Genomic DNA, 14597 nt, shown 5'->3' on the forward strand with positions numbered 1-14597 from the left:
ACGAAGCATTTGAGCATACTCACCGGCACTGTGCGCCGGCTCCACTACAACGAAAATATTCGAGACAAGAGGCACAGGATGGAGAAGATCTGGTTGAAGTCGTATCCCCCCGGCGTACCGGCCGAAATTGATCCCGATCAATATCGCTCGCTGGTGCAACTGATGGAAGAATCGTTTCACAAGTATGCGGACCGCAACGCCTATGTCTGCATGGATAAATTCCTCACCTATGCCGAACTCGACGCCTATTCCAAGCGGCTCGGCGCCTGGCTGCAAAGCCGTGGCATGAAGAAGGGCGCGCGCGTCGCCGTCATGATGCCCAACGTGCTGCAATACCCGGTCGCCATCGCCGCCGTGCTGCGCGCCGGCTACACCGTGGTCAACGTCAACCCGCTGTACACGCCGCGCGAACTGGAACACCAACTCAACGACTCCGGCAGCGAGGCCATCATCGTGCTGGAGAACTTCGCCACCACGCTCGAGCAGGTGCTGGGGCGCACCCCGGTCAAGCACATCGTCGTCGCCAGCATGGGCGAGATGCTGGGCGGCGCCAAGGGCATGCTGGTCAACTTCGTGGTGCGCAACGTCAAGAAGATGGTGCCCGCCTTCTCGCTGCCGAACGCGGTGCGCTTCAAGGACGCGCTCAAGCAGGGCGGCGGCATGAAGCTGACCCCGGTCGAACTGGGCCTGACCGACGCCGCCTTCCTGCAATACACCGGCGGCACCACCGGCGTCTCCAAGGGCGCCACCCTGAGCCACCGCAACGTCATCGCCAACGTGCTGCAGAGCGAGGCCTGGTCGGCGCCGGCGCTCAAGGAGGCGCTCGGTTCGCAGCAGCTGATCATCATCGCCGCGCTGCCGCTGTACCACATCTTCGCGCTGACCGCCTGCGCCATGTGGGGCACCCGGGTCGGCGCGCTCAACGTGTTGATCCCGAATCCGCGCGACATCGGCGGCTTCATCAAGGAACTGGCCAAATACAAGTTCAATATGCTGCCCGCCGTGAACACGCTGTACAACGCGCTGGTCAACCATCCGGCCTTCGCCGGCCTGGACTTCTCCGGCCTGAAGATCGCCAACGGCGGCGGCATGGCGGTGCAACAGGCCGTCAACGACAAATGGCTGCGCGTCACCGGCGTCTCCATCATCGAGGGCTACGGCCTGTCCGAGACCTCGCCGGTGGCCACCTGCAACCGCGCCGACAGCACCGAGTTCTCCGCCACCATCGGCCTGCCGGTGCCGTCGACCGACATCGCCATCCTCGACGACAACGGCGTCGAGGTGGCGCTGGGCGAGCCGGGCGAGATCGCCATCCGCGGCCCGCAGGTGATGGCCGGCTACTGGAACCGCCCGGACGAGACCGCCAAGGTGATGACGCCGGACGGCTATTTCAAATCCGGCGACGTCGGCGTGATGGACGCGCGCGGCTATGTGAAGATTGTCGACCGCAAGAAGGACATGATCCTGGTGTCGGGCTTCAACGTTTACCCGAACGAGCTGGAGGGGGTGATCGCCGCCCATCCCGGCGTGCTCGAGTGCGCCTGTATCGGCGTGCCGGACGAGTATTCGGGCGAGGCGGTCAAGGTGTTCGTGGTGCGCAAGGGACCCGGCCCTGACCTCCGAGGCCTTGATGGCCTACTGCAAGGAACAATTCACCGGCTATAAAAAGCCGAAATATATCGAGTTCCGCGAGGAATTACCGAAAACCAATGTCGGAAAAATTCTCCGCCGCGTGTTGCGCGACGAGAAACCCGGCGACAAAAAGGCCGCATAGGAATGCGCCTACCGGCCAGGCCCACCGCCTGCCGGTCAGGCGGTTTTTTTATTGCGCATGACAATGAACTGGCGCCCCCGGTCGCACCGGCCGCGCCTATCCGTGAAAGATGAGGCAAGTGATGGACAAGATTTGGCTGAAGTCGTACCCCGAAGGCGTTCCGGCGGAAATCGACAGCACGCAGTACCGCTCGGTGACGCACATGATGGAAGAGAGCTTCCGCAAATACGCCGATCGCAACGCCTACGTCTGCATGGACAAGTTCCTCACCTTCGGCGAGCTCGACCGCATGTCGCAGCAGATGGGCGCCTGGCTGCAGGCCAAGGCCTGGCGCAGGGCGCGCGGGTGGCGATCATGCTGCCCAACGTGCTGCAGTATCCGGTGGCGATGGCGGCCATCCTGCGCGCCGGCTACACCGTGGTCAACGTCAACCCGTTGTACACGCCGCGCGAGCTGCAGCACCAGTTGAACGACTCGGGCGCCGAGGCCATCATCGTGCTGGAGAACTTCGCCGTCACCGTGCAACAGGTGCTGGCCGCGACCAAGGTCAAGCACGTGATCGTCGCCAACATGGGCGACATGCTGGGCGGCCTGAAGGGCGCCATCGTCAACTTCGTGGTGCGCAAGGTCAAGAAGATGGTGCCCGACTTCTCGCTGCCGACGGCCGTCTCGTTCAAGAAGGTCATGGCCGAGGGCGCCGCGCTGACGCTCAAGCCGGTCAAGCTGGGCCACGACGACATCGCCTTCCTGCAATACACCGGCGGCACCACCGGCGTCTCCAAGGGCGCCGTGCTGCTGCACCGTAACATCATCGCCAACGTGCTGCAGAACGAGGCCTGGCTGCAGATGCAGACGCAGCAGGAGCAGCTGGTGTTCGTCTGCGCGCTGCCGCTGTACCACATCTACTCGCTGACCATCAGCGCCTTCATGGGCATGCGCCTGGGCGGCATGAACCTGCTGGTCCCGAATCCGCGCGACATCCCCGGCTTCGTCAAGGAGCTGGCCAAGTACAAGGTCAGCGTCTTCCCGGCCGTCAACACGCTGTACAACGCGCTGCTCAACAACGCCGACTTCGCCAAGCTCGACTTCGCCAGCTACCAGGTGTGCAACGGCGGCGGCATGGCGGTGCAACAGGCCGTGGCCGACCGCTGGCTCAAGCTGACCGGCACCCCGATCATCGAGGGCTACGGCATGTCCGAGACCTCGCCGGTGGCCACCGCCAACCGCGTCGACATCAAGGAGTTCACCGGCACCATCGGCCTGCCCATCCCCTCGACCGAGATCCTGATCCTCGACGACGACGGCCAGCCGGTGCCGCTGGGCCAGGCCGGCGAGATCGCCGTGCGCGGCCCGCAGGTGATGGCCGGCTACTGGCAGCGCGACGACGAGACCGCCAAGTCGATGACGCCGGACGGCTACTTCAAGACCGGCGACGTCGGCATCATGGACGAGCGCGGCTACACCCGCATCGTCGACCGCAAGAAGGACATGATTCTGGTGTCCGGCTTCAACGTCTACCCGAACGAGATCGAGGGCGTCATCGCCGCCCACCCGGGCGTGCTGGAGGTGGCCTGCATCGGCGTGCCGGACAAGAACTCGGGCGAGGCCGTCAAGCTGTTCGTGGTGCGCAAGAACCCGGCGCTGACCGCCGAGGAGCTGCTCGACTATTGCAAGCACGAGTTGACCGCCTACAAGAAGCCGAAGTACATCGAGTTCCGCGACGAGCTGCCGAAGACCAACGTCGGCAAGATCCTGCGCCGCCAGTTGCGCGACGAAAAGAAAGCGGCCTAGGCGGCCGCGACAAGGGGACGCCCGCGCGGCGTCCACCACCGGCGCCCGCGGGCGCCGGCCGGGAACGGCTCAGTCGCTGATGTGGCTGAGCCGTTTTTCGTTCAAGGCGGCGGCCAGGCGGCGGCGCACCTCGTGCTCGTGGTCGAGATAGCCTTCCGTGTTGGCCAGGCGCGCGCAGGCGGCCCAGTGCGCCTCGTCGACCTGCTGCAGGCGTTGGAACTCGCTCATCGCCAACATGACCACCGGCTCGCCTGCGGGCTGCTCGATCACCACCGTTTGCGCCGTGGCGCGCCGCAAATAGGTGTCGAGTTCCTGTGCGACAACATCACTGCTGACCTTCAACATGGGACTCTCCTGAGGGGGCGGTTTACGCAGTATAGGTCGGCTTGCCTCTAATTCAAGCTTGACGGAAAGTTAGATTCTGGCCGGGCCCGCCACGCCGTCGCGCACCTCGAAGCTGGCCAGCGTGCCCACGCCGCAGGCCCGGTCGCGCACCTCGTCCAGGGCCTGGAACAAGGTCGTGGCCTTGGCCGGCGTGATGTGCAGCAGCATGAAGCCGCGCTTGTCGCTGCGGCCGTAGTGCAACTGGGGATTCATCGCCAGGTATTGCTCGGTGCGCGCCTGCGGCCGCGACGGCGAGGTGACCGAGGTGCCGCAGAACTCGCTGGCCAGCACCGGGTTGCGCGCCGACACGGGGCGTTCCGGCTGGCGGCGCAGGCTGGCCGCGTAGAAGCTGTGCACGTCGCCCGACAAGACCAGCGGGTTGGCCGCCCGGCTGCTCTGCAGCGCGTCGTACAGGCGCTGGCGCGCCTGCGGGTAGCCGTCCCAGCCGTCGGTCCAGAAGCGGCCGTCGCCGTCCTGGCGCAAGGGCAGCTGGCTGTTCTGCGCCATCAGGGTTTGCTGCGCCAGGATGTTCCAGCGCGCCGGCGAGGAGGCCAGGCCCTGGCGCAGCCAGCGTTGTTGCTCGTCGCCCAGCATGGTGCGGGCCGGATCGGCCAGTTCCGCGCAGGCGCGCCGGTAGACCGAGTCCGCGCCGCCGCGCCCGGGCGGCGTGCAGGCCTGCGGCGCACGGTACTGGCGGTCGTCCAGCAGGTGCAGGCGGGCCAGGCGGCCCCAGTCGTAGCGCTGGTAGATGCGCAGCGCGCCGAAGCCGCCGGCGGGCGCCGCCGGCAGCCTGAGCGGCATGTGCTCGTAGAAGGCCTGGTAGGCCGCCGCCCGGCGCCGGGCGAAGTCGGGCGCCAGGCGCTCGTCGCGCCCGGCGGCGTAGTCGTTGGCCACCTCGTGGTCGTCCCAGGTGACCACCCAGGGCGCGGCCAGGTGGGCCGCCTGCAGGTCGGGGTCGCTTTTGTACTGGGCGTAGCGGGCGCGGTACTGCGCTAGGGTGAAGCTTTCGTCGCTGCGCAGGGCGCTGGCCGGATGCTCGCTGCGGTAGGCCCACTCGTAGATGTAGTCGCCGAGGAAGGCCACCAGGTCGGGTGCGGCGGCGGCGATGTGGCGGTGCGCGCCGTAGCAGCCGAACTCCCAGTGTTGGCAGGAGGCCACGGCCAGCTTCAGCGCCGCCGGCAGGCTGTCGGCGGCCGGCGCCGTGCGGGTGCGGCCGACCGGGCTGACGGCGTCGCCCAGCATGAAGCGATACCAGTACCAGCGCGCCGGCGCCAGGCCGCCGACGTCGACGTGGACGCTGTGCGCCAGCTCGGGCAGGGCGTTGGCCACGCCGCGCGCGACGACGTCGCGGAAGGCCTCGTCGCGCGCCATCTCCCAGCGCACCGACAGGGCCAGCGCCGGCGCCGGCACGGTCAGCGACTGCAAGGGGGAATGGGGCAGGATGCGGGTCCAGATCACCACCGCGTCGGGCAGCGGCGAGCCGGAGGCGACGCCCAGGCTGAACGGGTAATTGTTGCTGGCGCTGTCGGCCATGGCGGCGGCCGTGGCGGCCGCCGCCATGGCCGACAGCGCGGCCAGTTTGCCGGCCGTGCCCAGGAAGGCGCGGCGGCGGGCGTCCGGCGGCGCGGTGTCCATCTCAGCCGGGGCGCGGCGCCGACCGCGCGCCATGCGGGGCGGCCGGCTTGGCGCCGGCGGCCCGGCCGGCGGCGGCACTCATCCGGCGCGGTCGGGCACGGAGAGCAGGCTTTCGATCGGCGGAACCTGGCGCGGCTTGCGGTCGGGGCCGGTGGCCACATAGGTCAGCGTCGCCTCGGTGACCTTGACGGTGCAGGCCTGCAGACGGTTGCGCTCGGCGTACACCTCGACGTTGACGGTGATCGAGGTGTTGCCGACGCGGACGATGTCGGCATAAAACGACAGCAGGTCGCCGACGAACACCGGGTGCTTGAACACGAAGGAGTTGACGGAAATGGTGGCAACGCGGCCATTCGCCCGGCGCGTCGCCGGCAGCGAGCCGGCGATGTCGACCTGGGCCATGATCCAGCCGCCGAACACGTCGCCGTAAACGTTGGCGTCGGACGGCGCCGGCATCATGCGCAGTTCGGGCATTTTGCCCGGAGGCAGGCCGCGGTTGACGGCGGTGGCGGGATTTTCTGGGGTGGTCATCTTGGATTTCTCGTGAAGGGCTACAATTGGCGAGATTGAACCATAAAAAGCCGACCTCCGCCATGCGCCGTTATCCGAACTCCCCGCCCGCCCCCGACAACGATGCCAAAGGCAAACCGCCACGCAGCGACCTGGCCACCCTGAAAACCCTGATCCCCTACCTGTGGGTGTACAAGTGGCGGGTGCTGGCGGCGCTGCTGTGCCTGGTTGGCGCCAAGCTGGCCAACGTCGGCGTGCCGCTGGTGCTCAAGCAGTTGATCGACCAGATGAGCATCGGCCCCGAGCATCCGCGCGCGCTGCTGGTGCTGCCGCTGGCGGCGCTGGTGGCGTATGGCGCGCTGCGCCTGTCGACCACCGTGTTCACCGAGCTGCGCGAGTTCCTCTTCGCCCGCGTCACCCAGCGCGCCGTGCGCACCATCGCGCTCAAGGTGTTCCGCCACCTGCACGCGCTGTCGCTGCGCTTCCACCTGAACCGCCAGACCGGCGGCATGACGCGCGACATCGAGCGCGGCACGCGCGGCGTCAGCTCGCTGATCTCCTTCACCCTGTTCAACATCCTGCCGACCCTGGTCGAGATCACCCTGGTGCTGGGCTACCTGGTGACCCACTACGACATCTGGTTCTCGATCATCACCTTCTGCGCGCTGGTGTTGTACATCGCCTTCACCATCATCGTGACGGACTGGCGCACGCATTTCCGCCGCACCATGAACGACCTCGACTCGAAGGCCAGCACCAAGGCCATCGACTCGCTGCTCAACTACGAGACGGTGAAGTATTTCGGCAACGAGGACTACGAGGCCAAGCGCTACGACGAGGGCCTGCGGCGCTACGAGACGGCGGCGGTCAAGTCGCAGACCTCGCTGTCGCTGCTCAACACGGGGCAGTCGCTGATCATCGCCACGGCCGTCACCTTGATCCTGTGGCGCGCCACCCAGGGCGTGATCGACGGCAAGATGACCTTGGGCGACCTGGTGCTGGTCAACACCTTCATGATCCAGCTGTACATTCCGCTCAACTTCCTCGGTGTGATCTACCGCGAGATCAAGCAGAGCCTGGCCGACATGGAGCGCCTGTTCTCGCTGCTCGACCAGAACCGCGAGATCGCCGACGCGCCCGACGCCCGTCCGCTGCTGACCCACGGCGCGCAGGTGCGCTTCCAGCACGTCGACTTCAGCTACGAGAGCAAACGCAAGATCCTGTTCGACGTCGACTTCACCATCGCCGCCGGCACCACCACGGCGGTGGTCGGCCACAGCGGCTCGGGCAAGTCGACCTTGTCGCGCCTGCTGTTCCGCTTCTACGAGGTGAACGGCGGCGGCATCACCATCGACGGCCAGGACCTGCGCACGCTGACCCAGGACTCGCTGCGCCACGCCATCGGCATCGTGCCGCAGGACACCGTGCTGTTCAACGACACCATCGAATACAACATCGCCTACGGCCAGCCGGGCGCCAGCAAGGAGCAGATCGTCGCGGCGGCCAAGGCCGCCTCCATCCACGACTTCATCGAGAGCCTGCCGGACGGCTACGCCTCGATGGTCGGCGAGCGCGGCCTGAAGTTGTCCGGCGGCGAGAAGCAGCGCGTGGCGATCGCCCGCACCCTGCTGAAGAATCCGGCCATCCTGATCTTCGACGAGGCCACCTCGGCGCTCGACTCGAAGGCCGAGCAGGCCATCCAGGCGCAGTTGAAGGAGATCGCCCGCAGCCGCACCACGCTGGTGATCGCCCACCGCCTGTCGACGGTGGCCGACGCCGAGCAGATTTTGGTGCTCGACCACGGCCGCATCGTCGAGCGCGGCACCCACCAGTCGCTGCTGGCGCTGGATGGACTGTACGCGCAGATGTGGCAGCGCCAGCAGGCCAAGGCGGACGAGGAGGGCGGCTCGCCGAGCGACAGAGAGCTCGGCCTGGTCGGCGCCGGCTGAACTGGCCCGCAACCCCGACAAACCGGGGTCAGACCCCATGCGGGGTCTGACCCCAGCTTTGCGCTGCGGGGTTTGCCTGCGTTGCGGCACGCCGGCAAACGGCCAGCGAACCCAACTCCGCCCCCACAACAAAAAGGCTTCCCGGGGGAAGCCTTTTTGTTGATACCGATACGGATATCGGTTTCGTTCAAGCGATATCGATGGCGATATTAATTATGGCAGGGGCGCGTCGGCCAGATCGCGCTCGATCGGGGCGACCAGCTCGCCTTCCCACTTGGCCACGACGGCGGTGGCGATGCTGTTGCCGATGACGTTGGTGGCCGAGCGGGCCATGTCGAGGAAGTGGTCGATGCCCAGCAGCAGCACCAGGCCCGCCTCGGGGATGTTGAACTGGCTCAGGGTGGCGGCGATCACCACCAGCGAGGCGCGCGGCACGCCGGCCATGCCCTTCGAGGTCAGCATCAGCACCATCATCATGGTCATCTGCTGGCCCAGCGACATCTCGATGCCGTAGGCCTGGGCGATGAAGACGGTGGCGAAGGTGCAGTACATCATCGAGCCGTCCAGGTTGAACGAGTAGCCGATCGGCAGCACGAAGGAGGCGATGCGGTTGCGCACGCCGAAACGCTCCAGGCCTTCCAGGGTCTTCGGATAGGCCGCCTCGCTCGACGCCGTCGAGAAGGCCAGCAGCACCGGCTCGCGCACTTCGGCGACCAGCTTGAAGATGCGGGCGCCGAGGAACAGGAAGCCGATGCCGATCAGCAGCGCCCACAGCAGGCCGATGCTGAAGTAGAACTCGGCCATGAACACGCCGTAGGTCGACAGCACGGCCAGGCCGCTCTTGGCGATGGTGCCGGTGACGGCGGCGAACACGGCGAGGGGGGCGAACTTCATCACATAGCCGGTCACCTTGAGCATGACGTGGGCGACGCCGTCGAGGGCGTCGACCATCGGCGTGGCCTTCTCGCCGACGGCGGCGGCGGCCGAGCCGAAGAACAGCGAGAAGATGACGATCTGCAGGATCTCGTTCTTGCCCATGCCGTCGATGATCGAGGTCGGCACCAGGTGGGTGATGAATTCCTTCAGGGTCAGGCCGCTGGTGACGATGCCGGTGGCCGTGGCCGTGGTGGGCAGGTGGCCCATCAGCGCGTCGCCCGGACGGAACAGGTTGACCATGATCAGGCCGAGGGTCAGCGACAGCAGCGAGGCGATGAAGAACCAGCCCAGGGTCTTGAGGCCGATACGGCCGACTTCGCTGGCGTCGCCCATGCGGGCGATGCCGACCACCAGGGTGGAGAACACCAGCGGCGCGATGATCATCTTGATCAGACGCAGGAACAGCGTCGTCACCAGCGACATCGTGTCGGCGAAGGCCGCCGGGTTGGCCAGCGCCGTGTTGGCGACGTAGCCGGCGATAATCCCCAGCGCCAGGCCGATCAGGATGTAGGTGGTCAGTCGGTTTTGTTTTTTCATAATATGATGAAGTTCCTGTGGTAGTGTCTCTCTGGACGTTGGTTGCGGCAGGGGTCGCCTGTCGCCGCGCAATCTCGGGCAAAATAGGGTCAATTCCGCCTTAAAGTGGCTGTATCATGCGGGAAAACCGCCTTGATCCAGCCTGGTTACGGCCTGTAAACTGATGAAACTATTAGCAAGTTCCGCAGTATCCTTGTGGTCAAGGGTGCTGTCAAGCACGTGCGGCCCTGCTTCCATGCGGGTTCCCGGGGCGTTTTTGCCCCGTCTTCAAATAAAACTCGACCGATGATCGACATAAGCAAGCTCAGCAAGTGGTACGGCCAGTTCCAGGTTCGTCGACGACTGCAGCACCAGCGTCGCCAAGGGCGACGTGATGGTCATTTGCGGCCCCTCCGGCTCGGGCAAGTCGACCCTGATCAAGACCGTCAACGGGCTCGAACCCTTCCAGCAGGGCAGCATCACGGTCGACGGCGTCTCGGTCGGCGCGCCCGGCACCGACCTGCCGGCGCTGCGCGCCCGCATCGGCATGGTGTTCCAGAACTTCGAGCTGTTCCCCCATTTGTCGATCCGGCAGAACCTGACGCTGGCCCAGGTCAAGGTGCTCGGCCGCACGGAGGACGAGGCCACGGCGCGCGGCCTGAAGCTGCTCGACCGGGTCGGCCTGCTGGCGCAGCAGGACAAGTACCCCAACCAGTTGTCCGGCGGCCAGCAGCAGCGCGTCGCCATCGCCCGCGCCCTGGCGATGGACCCGATCGCCATGCTGTTCGACGAGCCCACCTCGGCGCTCGACCCGGAGATGATCAACGAGGTGCTCGACGTGATGGTCGGCCTGGCCCAGGAGGGCATGACGATGATGGTGGTGACCCACGAGATGGGCTTCGCCAAGAAGGTGGCCAACCGCGTCGTCTTCATGGACCAGGGCAGGATCTTGGAGGACTGCGCCAAGGAGGAGTTCTTCGGCGGCGCCCGTTCCGAACGGGCCCGCGACTTCCTCGCCCGCATCATCCACTAGCCCGCTTCGCTAGCGCGACAGCGGCCGCAAGGTGGCCAATTCGTAGTAAAGTGCAAACTATCGCATCGGCGCGCATGCGGCGCGCGCCGGGCCGAGTCGGTTCGTTGTCCCTGATTTTTTCTGCTCACGGAGGAAACATGGCATTGTCGAGACTACTTGCAGTTCTGACCGGCGGCGTGCTCGCCGCCACCCTCGCCACCCAGGCCGGCGCGGCCGAACCGGGCGGCACCCTGGGCAAGATCAAGCGCAGCGGCAGCATCACGCTGGGCGTGCGCGACGGCTCCATCCCCTTCTCCTACCTCGACGACAAGCAGCAGTACCAGGGCTATTCGGTCGACCTGTGCATGAAGGTCGTCGTCGCGCTGCAGAAGCAACTGGGCCTGACCGGCATCAAGGTGGTGATGAACCCGGTCACCTCGGCCAACCGCATCCCGCTGATGGCCAACGGCACCATCGACCTCGAATGCGGCTCGACCACCAACAACGCCGAGCGGCAGAAGCAGGTGGCCTTCGCGCCGACCATGTTCGTCATCGCCAACCGCCTGCTGGCCAAGAAGTCCTCGCGCATCCGCAGCCTGGCCGACATGCGCGGCAAGACCCTGGTGGCCACCGCCGGCACCACCACGCTCAAGCAGATGACCATCCTCAACAACGAGCAGCAGCTGGGCCTGAACATCGTGGTCGGCAAGGACCACCCGGAATCGTTCCTGATGATGGAGACCGGCCGCGCCGTCGCCGAGGCCAACGACGACATCCTGCTGGCCAGCCAGGTGGCCACCTCGCGCAACCCGGGCGACTACGAGATCACCAGCGAGGCGCTGTCGGTCGAGCCCTACGGCATCATGCTGCGGCGCGACGACCCCGAGTTCAAGCAGGCGGTCGACGCCGCGCTGAGCTACTTCTACCGCGGCGACGACTACGTCAAGCTGTACAACAAGTGGTTCACCAGCCCCATCCCGCCGAAGGGCATCAACCTGAACTTCCCCATGCCGCCGCAGTTGAAGGCGGTGATCGCCAAGCCGACCGACTCGCCCGACCCGGCCGCCTACGCGGCGGTGCCGCCGGCGCAGCAGGCCGCCAGCAAGAAGAAGTAGCCGAAGCTTAGGCGCGGCGCCCGATGAACTACCACTGGAACTGGGCCATCTTCGGCGAGATGTCGCCGGACGGTGTGCACAGCTACTGGCAGACCCTGCTGTCCGGCCTGGGCTGGACCGTCGCCACCTCGCTGACGGCCTGGCTGATGGCGCTGGCGCTGGGGCTGGCCGTCGGCACCCTGCGCACGCTGCCGTCGCCCTGGCTGCGCCGGCTCGGCAGCGCCTATGTCGAGCTGTTCCGCAACGTGCCGCTGCTGGTGCAGATGTTCCTCTGGTTCTTCGTCATGCCCGAGCTGCTGCCGCCGGCCGGCGGCGACTGGCTCAAGGCGCTGCCCAACGCGCCCTTCGTCACCGCCGTCATCTGCCTCGGCTTCTTCACCTCGGCGCGGGTGGCGGTGCAGGTCACCGCCGGCATCGAGGCGCTGTCCGGCGGCCAGCGCCTGGCCGGGCTGGCGCTCGGCCTGACGCTGCCGCAGACCTACCGCCACGTGCTGCTGCCGCTGGCGCTGCGCGTGGTGCTGCCGCCGCTGGCCAGCGAGTTCCTCAACATCATCAAGAACAGCTCGGTGGCGCTGACCATCGGCCTGATGGAGCTGACCGCCAGCGCCCGCGCCATCCAGGAGTTCTCCTTCCAGGTGTTCGAGGCCTTCAGCGCCGCCACCCTGATCTACGTGGTGGCCAACCTGCTGGTGGTGTGGCTGATGCACGTGCTGGAGCGCCGCCTGGCGCTGCCCGGCACGATGGGCGGGGCGCGCTGATGTTCGCCCAGTTCGACTTCGACGTCATCGCCCGCTCCTGGGTCTATTTGTTCCAGGTCGGCATGGCCTTCACCCTGCAGCTGACCGCGCTGGCCATGCTGGGCGGCGTCGCGCTGGGCACCCTGCTGGCGCTGGGCCGCCTGTCCGGCTGGCGGCCGCTGGCGCTGCTCTGCGCCGGCTACGTCAACCTGGTGCGCGCCGTGCCGCTGGTGCTGGTGATCTTCTGGTTCTACTTCCTGGTGCCGTACCTGGCCGCCTGGCTGGTCGGCGCGGCCGAGCCGGTCAAGGTCGGCACCTTCTGGTCGGCGCTGATCACCTTCACCCTGTTCCAGGCCGCCTACTATTGCGAGATCATGCGCGGCGGCATCCAGGCCATCCCGCGCGGCCAGATGCTGGCGGCGCAGGCGCTGGGCATGGGCTACTGGCAGGCCATGGGCCACATCGTGCTGCCGCAGGCCTTCCGTAACATGCTGCCGGTGCTGCTGACGCAGACCATCGTGCTGTTCCAGGACGTCTCGCTGGTGTACGTGCTGTCGATTCCCGACTTCGTCGGCGCCGCCAGCAAGGTGGCGCAGCGCGACGGCCGCCTGGTCGAGATGTACGTCTTCGTCGCCGTGGTGTACTTCGTGCTGTGCTGCCTGCTGTCCTGGCTGGCCAGGCAGTTGCAGCGGCGCGTGGCGATCATCCGTTAAATGTTGGCTTCGCGCGTCGATTTACTCGTAGTGAGTCCACATGCGCAGCACACGCACGGTTCGCTGCTCGGGAAAGACCTCGTAGACCAGCTGTCAGCTCACCAAGCAAGCTCCTTGTCGCTGTCCTCAAGTGGTTCGGCTTTTGCAGCCACAATCGAATCACGCATGCCGGGAACCGAGAGCAAGTACAGCGTTTCCTGGATCGCCGCCCAGTCTTCTGCGGACACCAACACGGCATTGTTGCGTTTGCCAGTGATGGTGACGGGCGTGTGGCTGGCCGCTGTTTCGTCGATCAGGTGATACAGACGCGCCCGCGCCGCACTGGCAGAAATGGTATCCATAAGTCCTCCGATCAAGCGGAAAAAGTACGCTTTTATGTACGTCATGTCAAGCAGCTGCGCAGATCCCGGCCGACATCCGGACCGCCGCAACGGGTAAAATGGCGCCATCCGCCCATTGAGAGCCTGCCATGTCCAATATCGATACCATCCCCAGCAGCCTGACCATCACCCGCCCGGACGACTGGCACCTGCACCTGCGCGACGGCGCCACCCTGGCCAGCGTGCTGCCGCACAGCGCGCGCCAGTTCGGCCGCGCCATCGTCATGCCCAACCTCAAGCCGCCGGTCACCACCACCGCCGCCGCCGCCGCCTACCGCGAGCGCATCCTCGCCGCGTTGCCGCCGGGCATGGCCTTCGAGCCGCTGATGACTTTGTATCTGACCAACAACACGCCGCCCGACGAGATCCTGCGCGCCCAGGAGAGCGGCATCGTGCAGGCCGTCAAGCTGTACCCGGCCGGCGCCACCACCAACTCCGACGCCGGCGTGACCGACCTGGCCAACTGCTACAAGACGCTGGAGACCATGCAGGAGGTCGGCATGCCCTTCCTGGTGCACGGCGAGGTGACCGACCCGGACATCGACCTGTTCGACCGCGAGGCGGTCTTCATCGAGCGCGTGCTGCGCCCGCTGCGCCGCGACTTCCCGGCCCTCAACATCGTCTTCGAGCACATCACCACCAAGGACGCGGCGCAGTACGTCGCCGAGGCCGACGGCCCGATCGCCGCCACCATCACCGCCCACCACCTGCTGTACAACCGCAACGAGATCTTCAAGGGCGGCATCCGGCCGCACTACTACTGCCTGCCGGTGCTCAAGCGCGAGGAACACCGCCTGGCGCTGATGACCGCCGCCACCAGCGGCGACGAGCGCTTCTTCCTCGGCACCGACTCGGCGCCGCACGCCCAGGGCGCCAAGGAGGCCGCCTGCGGCTGCGCCGGTTGCTACACCGCGCTGCACGCCATGGAGCTGTACGCCGAAGCCTTCGAACGCGCCGGCGCGCTCGACAAGCTGGAGGCCTTCGCCAGCTTCCACGGCCCGGCCTTCTACGGCCTGGCGCGCAACGCCGGCAGCATCACCCTCAAGCGCGAGGCCTGGACCCTGCCGGACACGCTGCCGCTGGCCGACCAGCAGGTGGTGCCGCTCAACGCCGGCGAAACCATCAACTGGAAAATGGTCTAAGGG

General features: G+C 66.6%; 10 protein-coding genes and 3 pseudogenes. 8 read left to right on the plus strand and 5 right to left on the minus strand.

The annotated features are described in order from the left end of the window. Nucleotides 1-78 precede the first annotated feature (78 nt). Both QC826_RS00145 and QC826_RS00150 read left to right on the plus strand, forming a co-directional pair. Nucleotides 79-1774: pseudogene (locus QC826_RS00145) on the plus strand (long-chain-fatty-acid--CoA ligase). 121 nt (nt 1775-1895) lie between these two features. Beyond that, nucleotides 1896-3565 (plus strand): annotated as a pseudogene (locus tag QC826_RS00150) (long-chain-fatty-acid--CoA ligase). A gap of 69 nt (nt 3566-3634) precedes the next feature. Here QC826_RS00150 and QC826_RS00155 read toward each other — a convergent pair. From QC826_RS00155 to QC826_RS00165, 3 genes are all read right to left on the minus strand, one after another. After that, on the minus strand, nt 3635-3910 hold the full coding sequence (locus QC826_RS00155) for a hypothetical protein (RefSeq protein ID WP_279763873.1): 276 nt from the start codon (nt 3908-3910) through the stop codon (nt 3635-3637). Between the two features lie 69 nt (nt 3911-3979). Next, on the minus strand, nt 3980-5584 hold the full coding sequence (locus QC826_RS00160; RefSeq protein ID WP_279763874.1) for an alkaline phosphatase D family protein: 1605 nt from the start codon (nt 5582-5584) through the stop codon (nt 3980-3982). Between the two features lie 78 nt (nt 5585-5662). Further along, entirely contained in the window at nt 5663-6115 is a 453-nt protein-coding gene (locus tag QC826_RS00165) for an acyl-CoA thioesterase (protein WP_093389144.1), read from the minus strand. Nucleotides 6116-6177: 62 nt separating this feature from the next. Here QC826_RS00165 and QC826_RS00170 point away from each other — a divergent pair, with 62 nt between their 5' ends. After that, nucleotides 6178-8043, plus strand: a complete 1866-nt coding sequence (locus QC826_RS00170; RefSeq protein WP_279766344.1) for an ABCB family ABC transporter ATP-binding protein/permease — start codon at nt 6178-6180, stop codon at nt 8041-8043. Between the two features lie 213 nt (nt 8044-8256). Here QC826_RS00170 and QC826_RS00175 read toward each other — a convergent pair whose 3' ends face one another. Then, nucleotides 8257-9516 (minus strand): dicarboxylate/amino acid:cation symporter, encoded by a 1260-nt coding sequence (locus QC826_RS00175; RefSeq protein WP_279763876.1) that lies wholly within the window; start codon nt 9514-9516, stop codon nt 8257-8259. Between the two features lie 285 nt (nt 9517-9801). Between QC826_RS00175 and QC826_RS00180 the strand changes: the two are divergent. The 4 genes and pseudogenes from QC826_RS00180 (at nt 9802) to QC826_RS00195 (ending at nt 13072) form a co-directional block, all read left to right on the plus strand. Next, nucleotides 9802-10528 (plus strand): annotated as a pseudogene (locus QC826_RS00180) (amino acid ABC transporter ATP-binding protein). A 137-nt stretch (nt 10529-10665) separates the two neighbouring features. Continuing rightward, nucleotides 10666-11622, plus strand: a complete 957-nt coding sequence (locus QC826_RS00185; protein WP_279763877.1) for an amino acid ABC transporter substrate-binding protein — start codon at nt 10666-10668, stop codon at nt 11620-11622. 23 nt (nt 11623-11645) lie between these two features. Then, entirely contained in the window at nt 11646-12380 is a 735-nt protein-coding gene (locus QC826_RS00190) for an amino acid ABC transporter permease (RefSeq protein WP_279763878.1), read from the plus strand. After that, the gene (locus tag QC826_RS00195; RefSeq protein ID WP_279763880.1) at nt 12380-13072 is read left to right on the plus strand and encodes an amino acid ABC transporter permease; all 693 of its coding nucleotides are present in this window, start codon (nt 12380-12382) and stop codon (nt 13070-13072) included. The genes QC826_RS00190 and QC826_RS00195 overlap by 1 nt, the downstream gene beginning before the upstream one ends. Before the next feature lie 98 nt (nt 13073-13170). Here the strand turns inward: QC826_RS00195 and QC826_RS00200 are convergent, their stop codons facing one another. Further along, on the minus strand, nt 13171-13413 hold the full coding sequence (locus tag QC826_RS00200; protein ID WP_093389169.1) for a type II toxin-antitoxin system Phd/YefM family antitoxin: 243 nt from the start codon (nt 13411-13413) through the stop codon (nt 13171-13173). A 128-nt stretch (nt 13414-13541) separates the two neighbouring features. On the opposite strand from QC826_RS00200, the gene pyrC reads away from it, so the two are divergent. Further along, the gene (pyrC, locus tag QC826_RS00205; protein ID WP_279763881.1) at nt 13542-14594 is read left to right on the plus strand and encodes a dihydroorotase; all 1053 of its coding nucleotides are present in this window, start codon (nt 13542-13544) and stop codon (nt 14592-14594) included. The last annotated feature ends 3 nt before the right edge of the window (nt 14595-14597 follow it).

This window comes from Rugamonas sp. DEMB1, from assembly GCF_029834475.1.
Taxonomy (GTDB): Bacteria; Pseudomonadota; Gammaproteobacteria; order Burkholderiales; family Burkholderiaceae_D; genus Rugamonas; species Rugamonas rubra.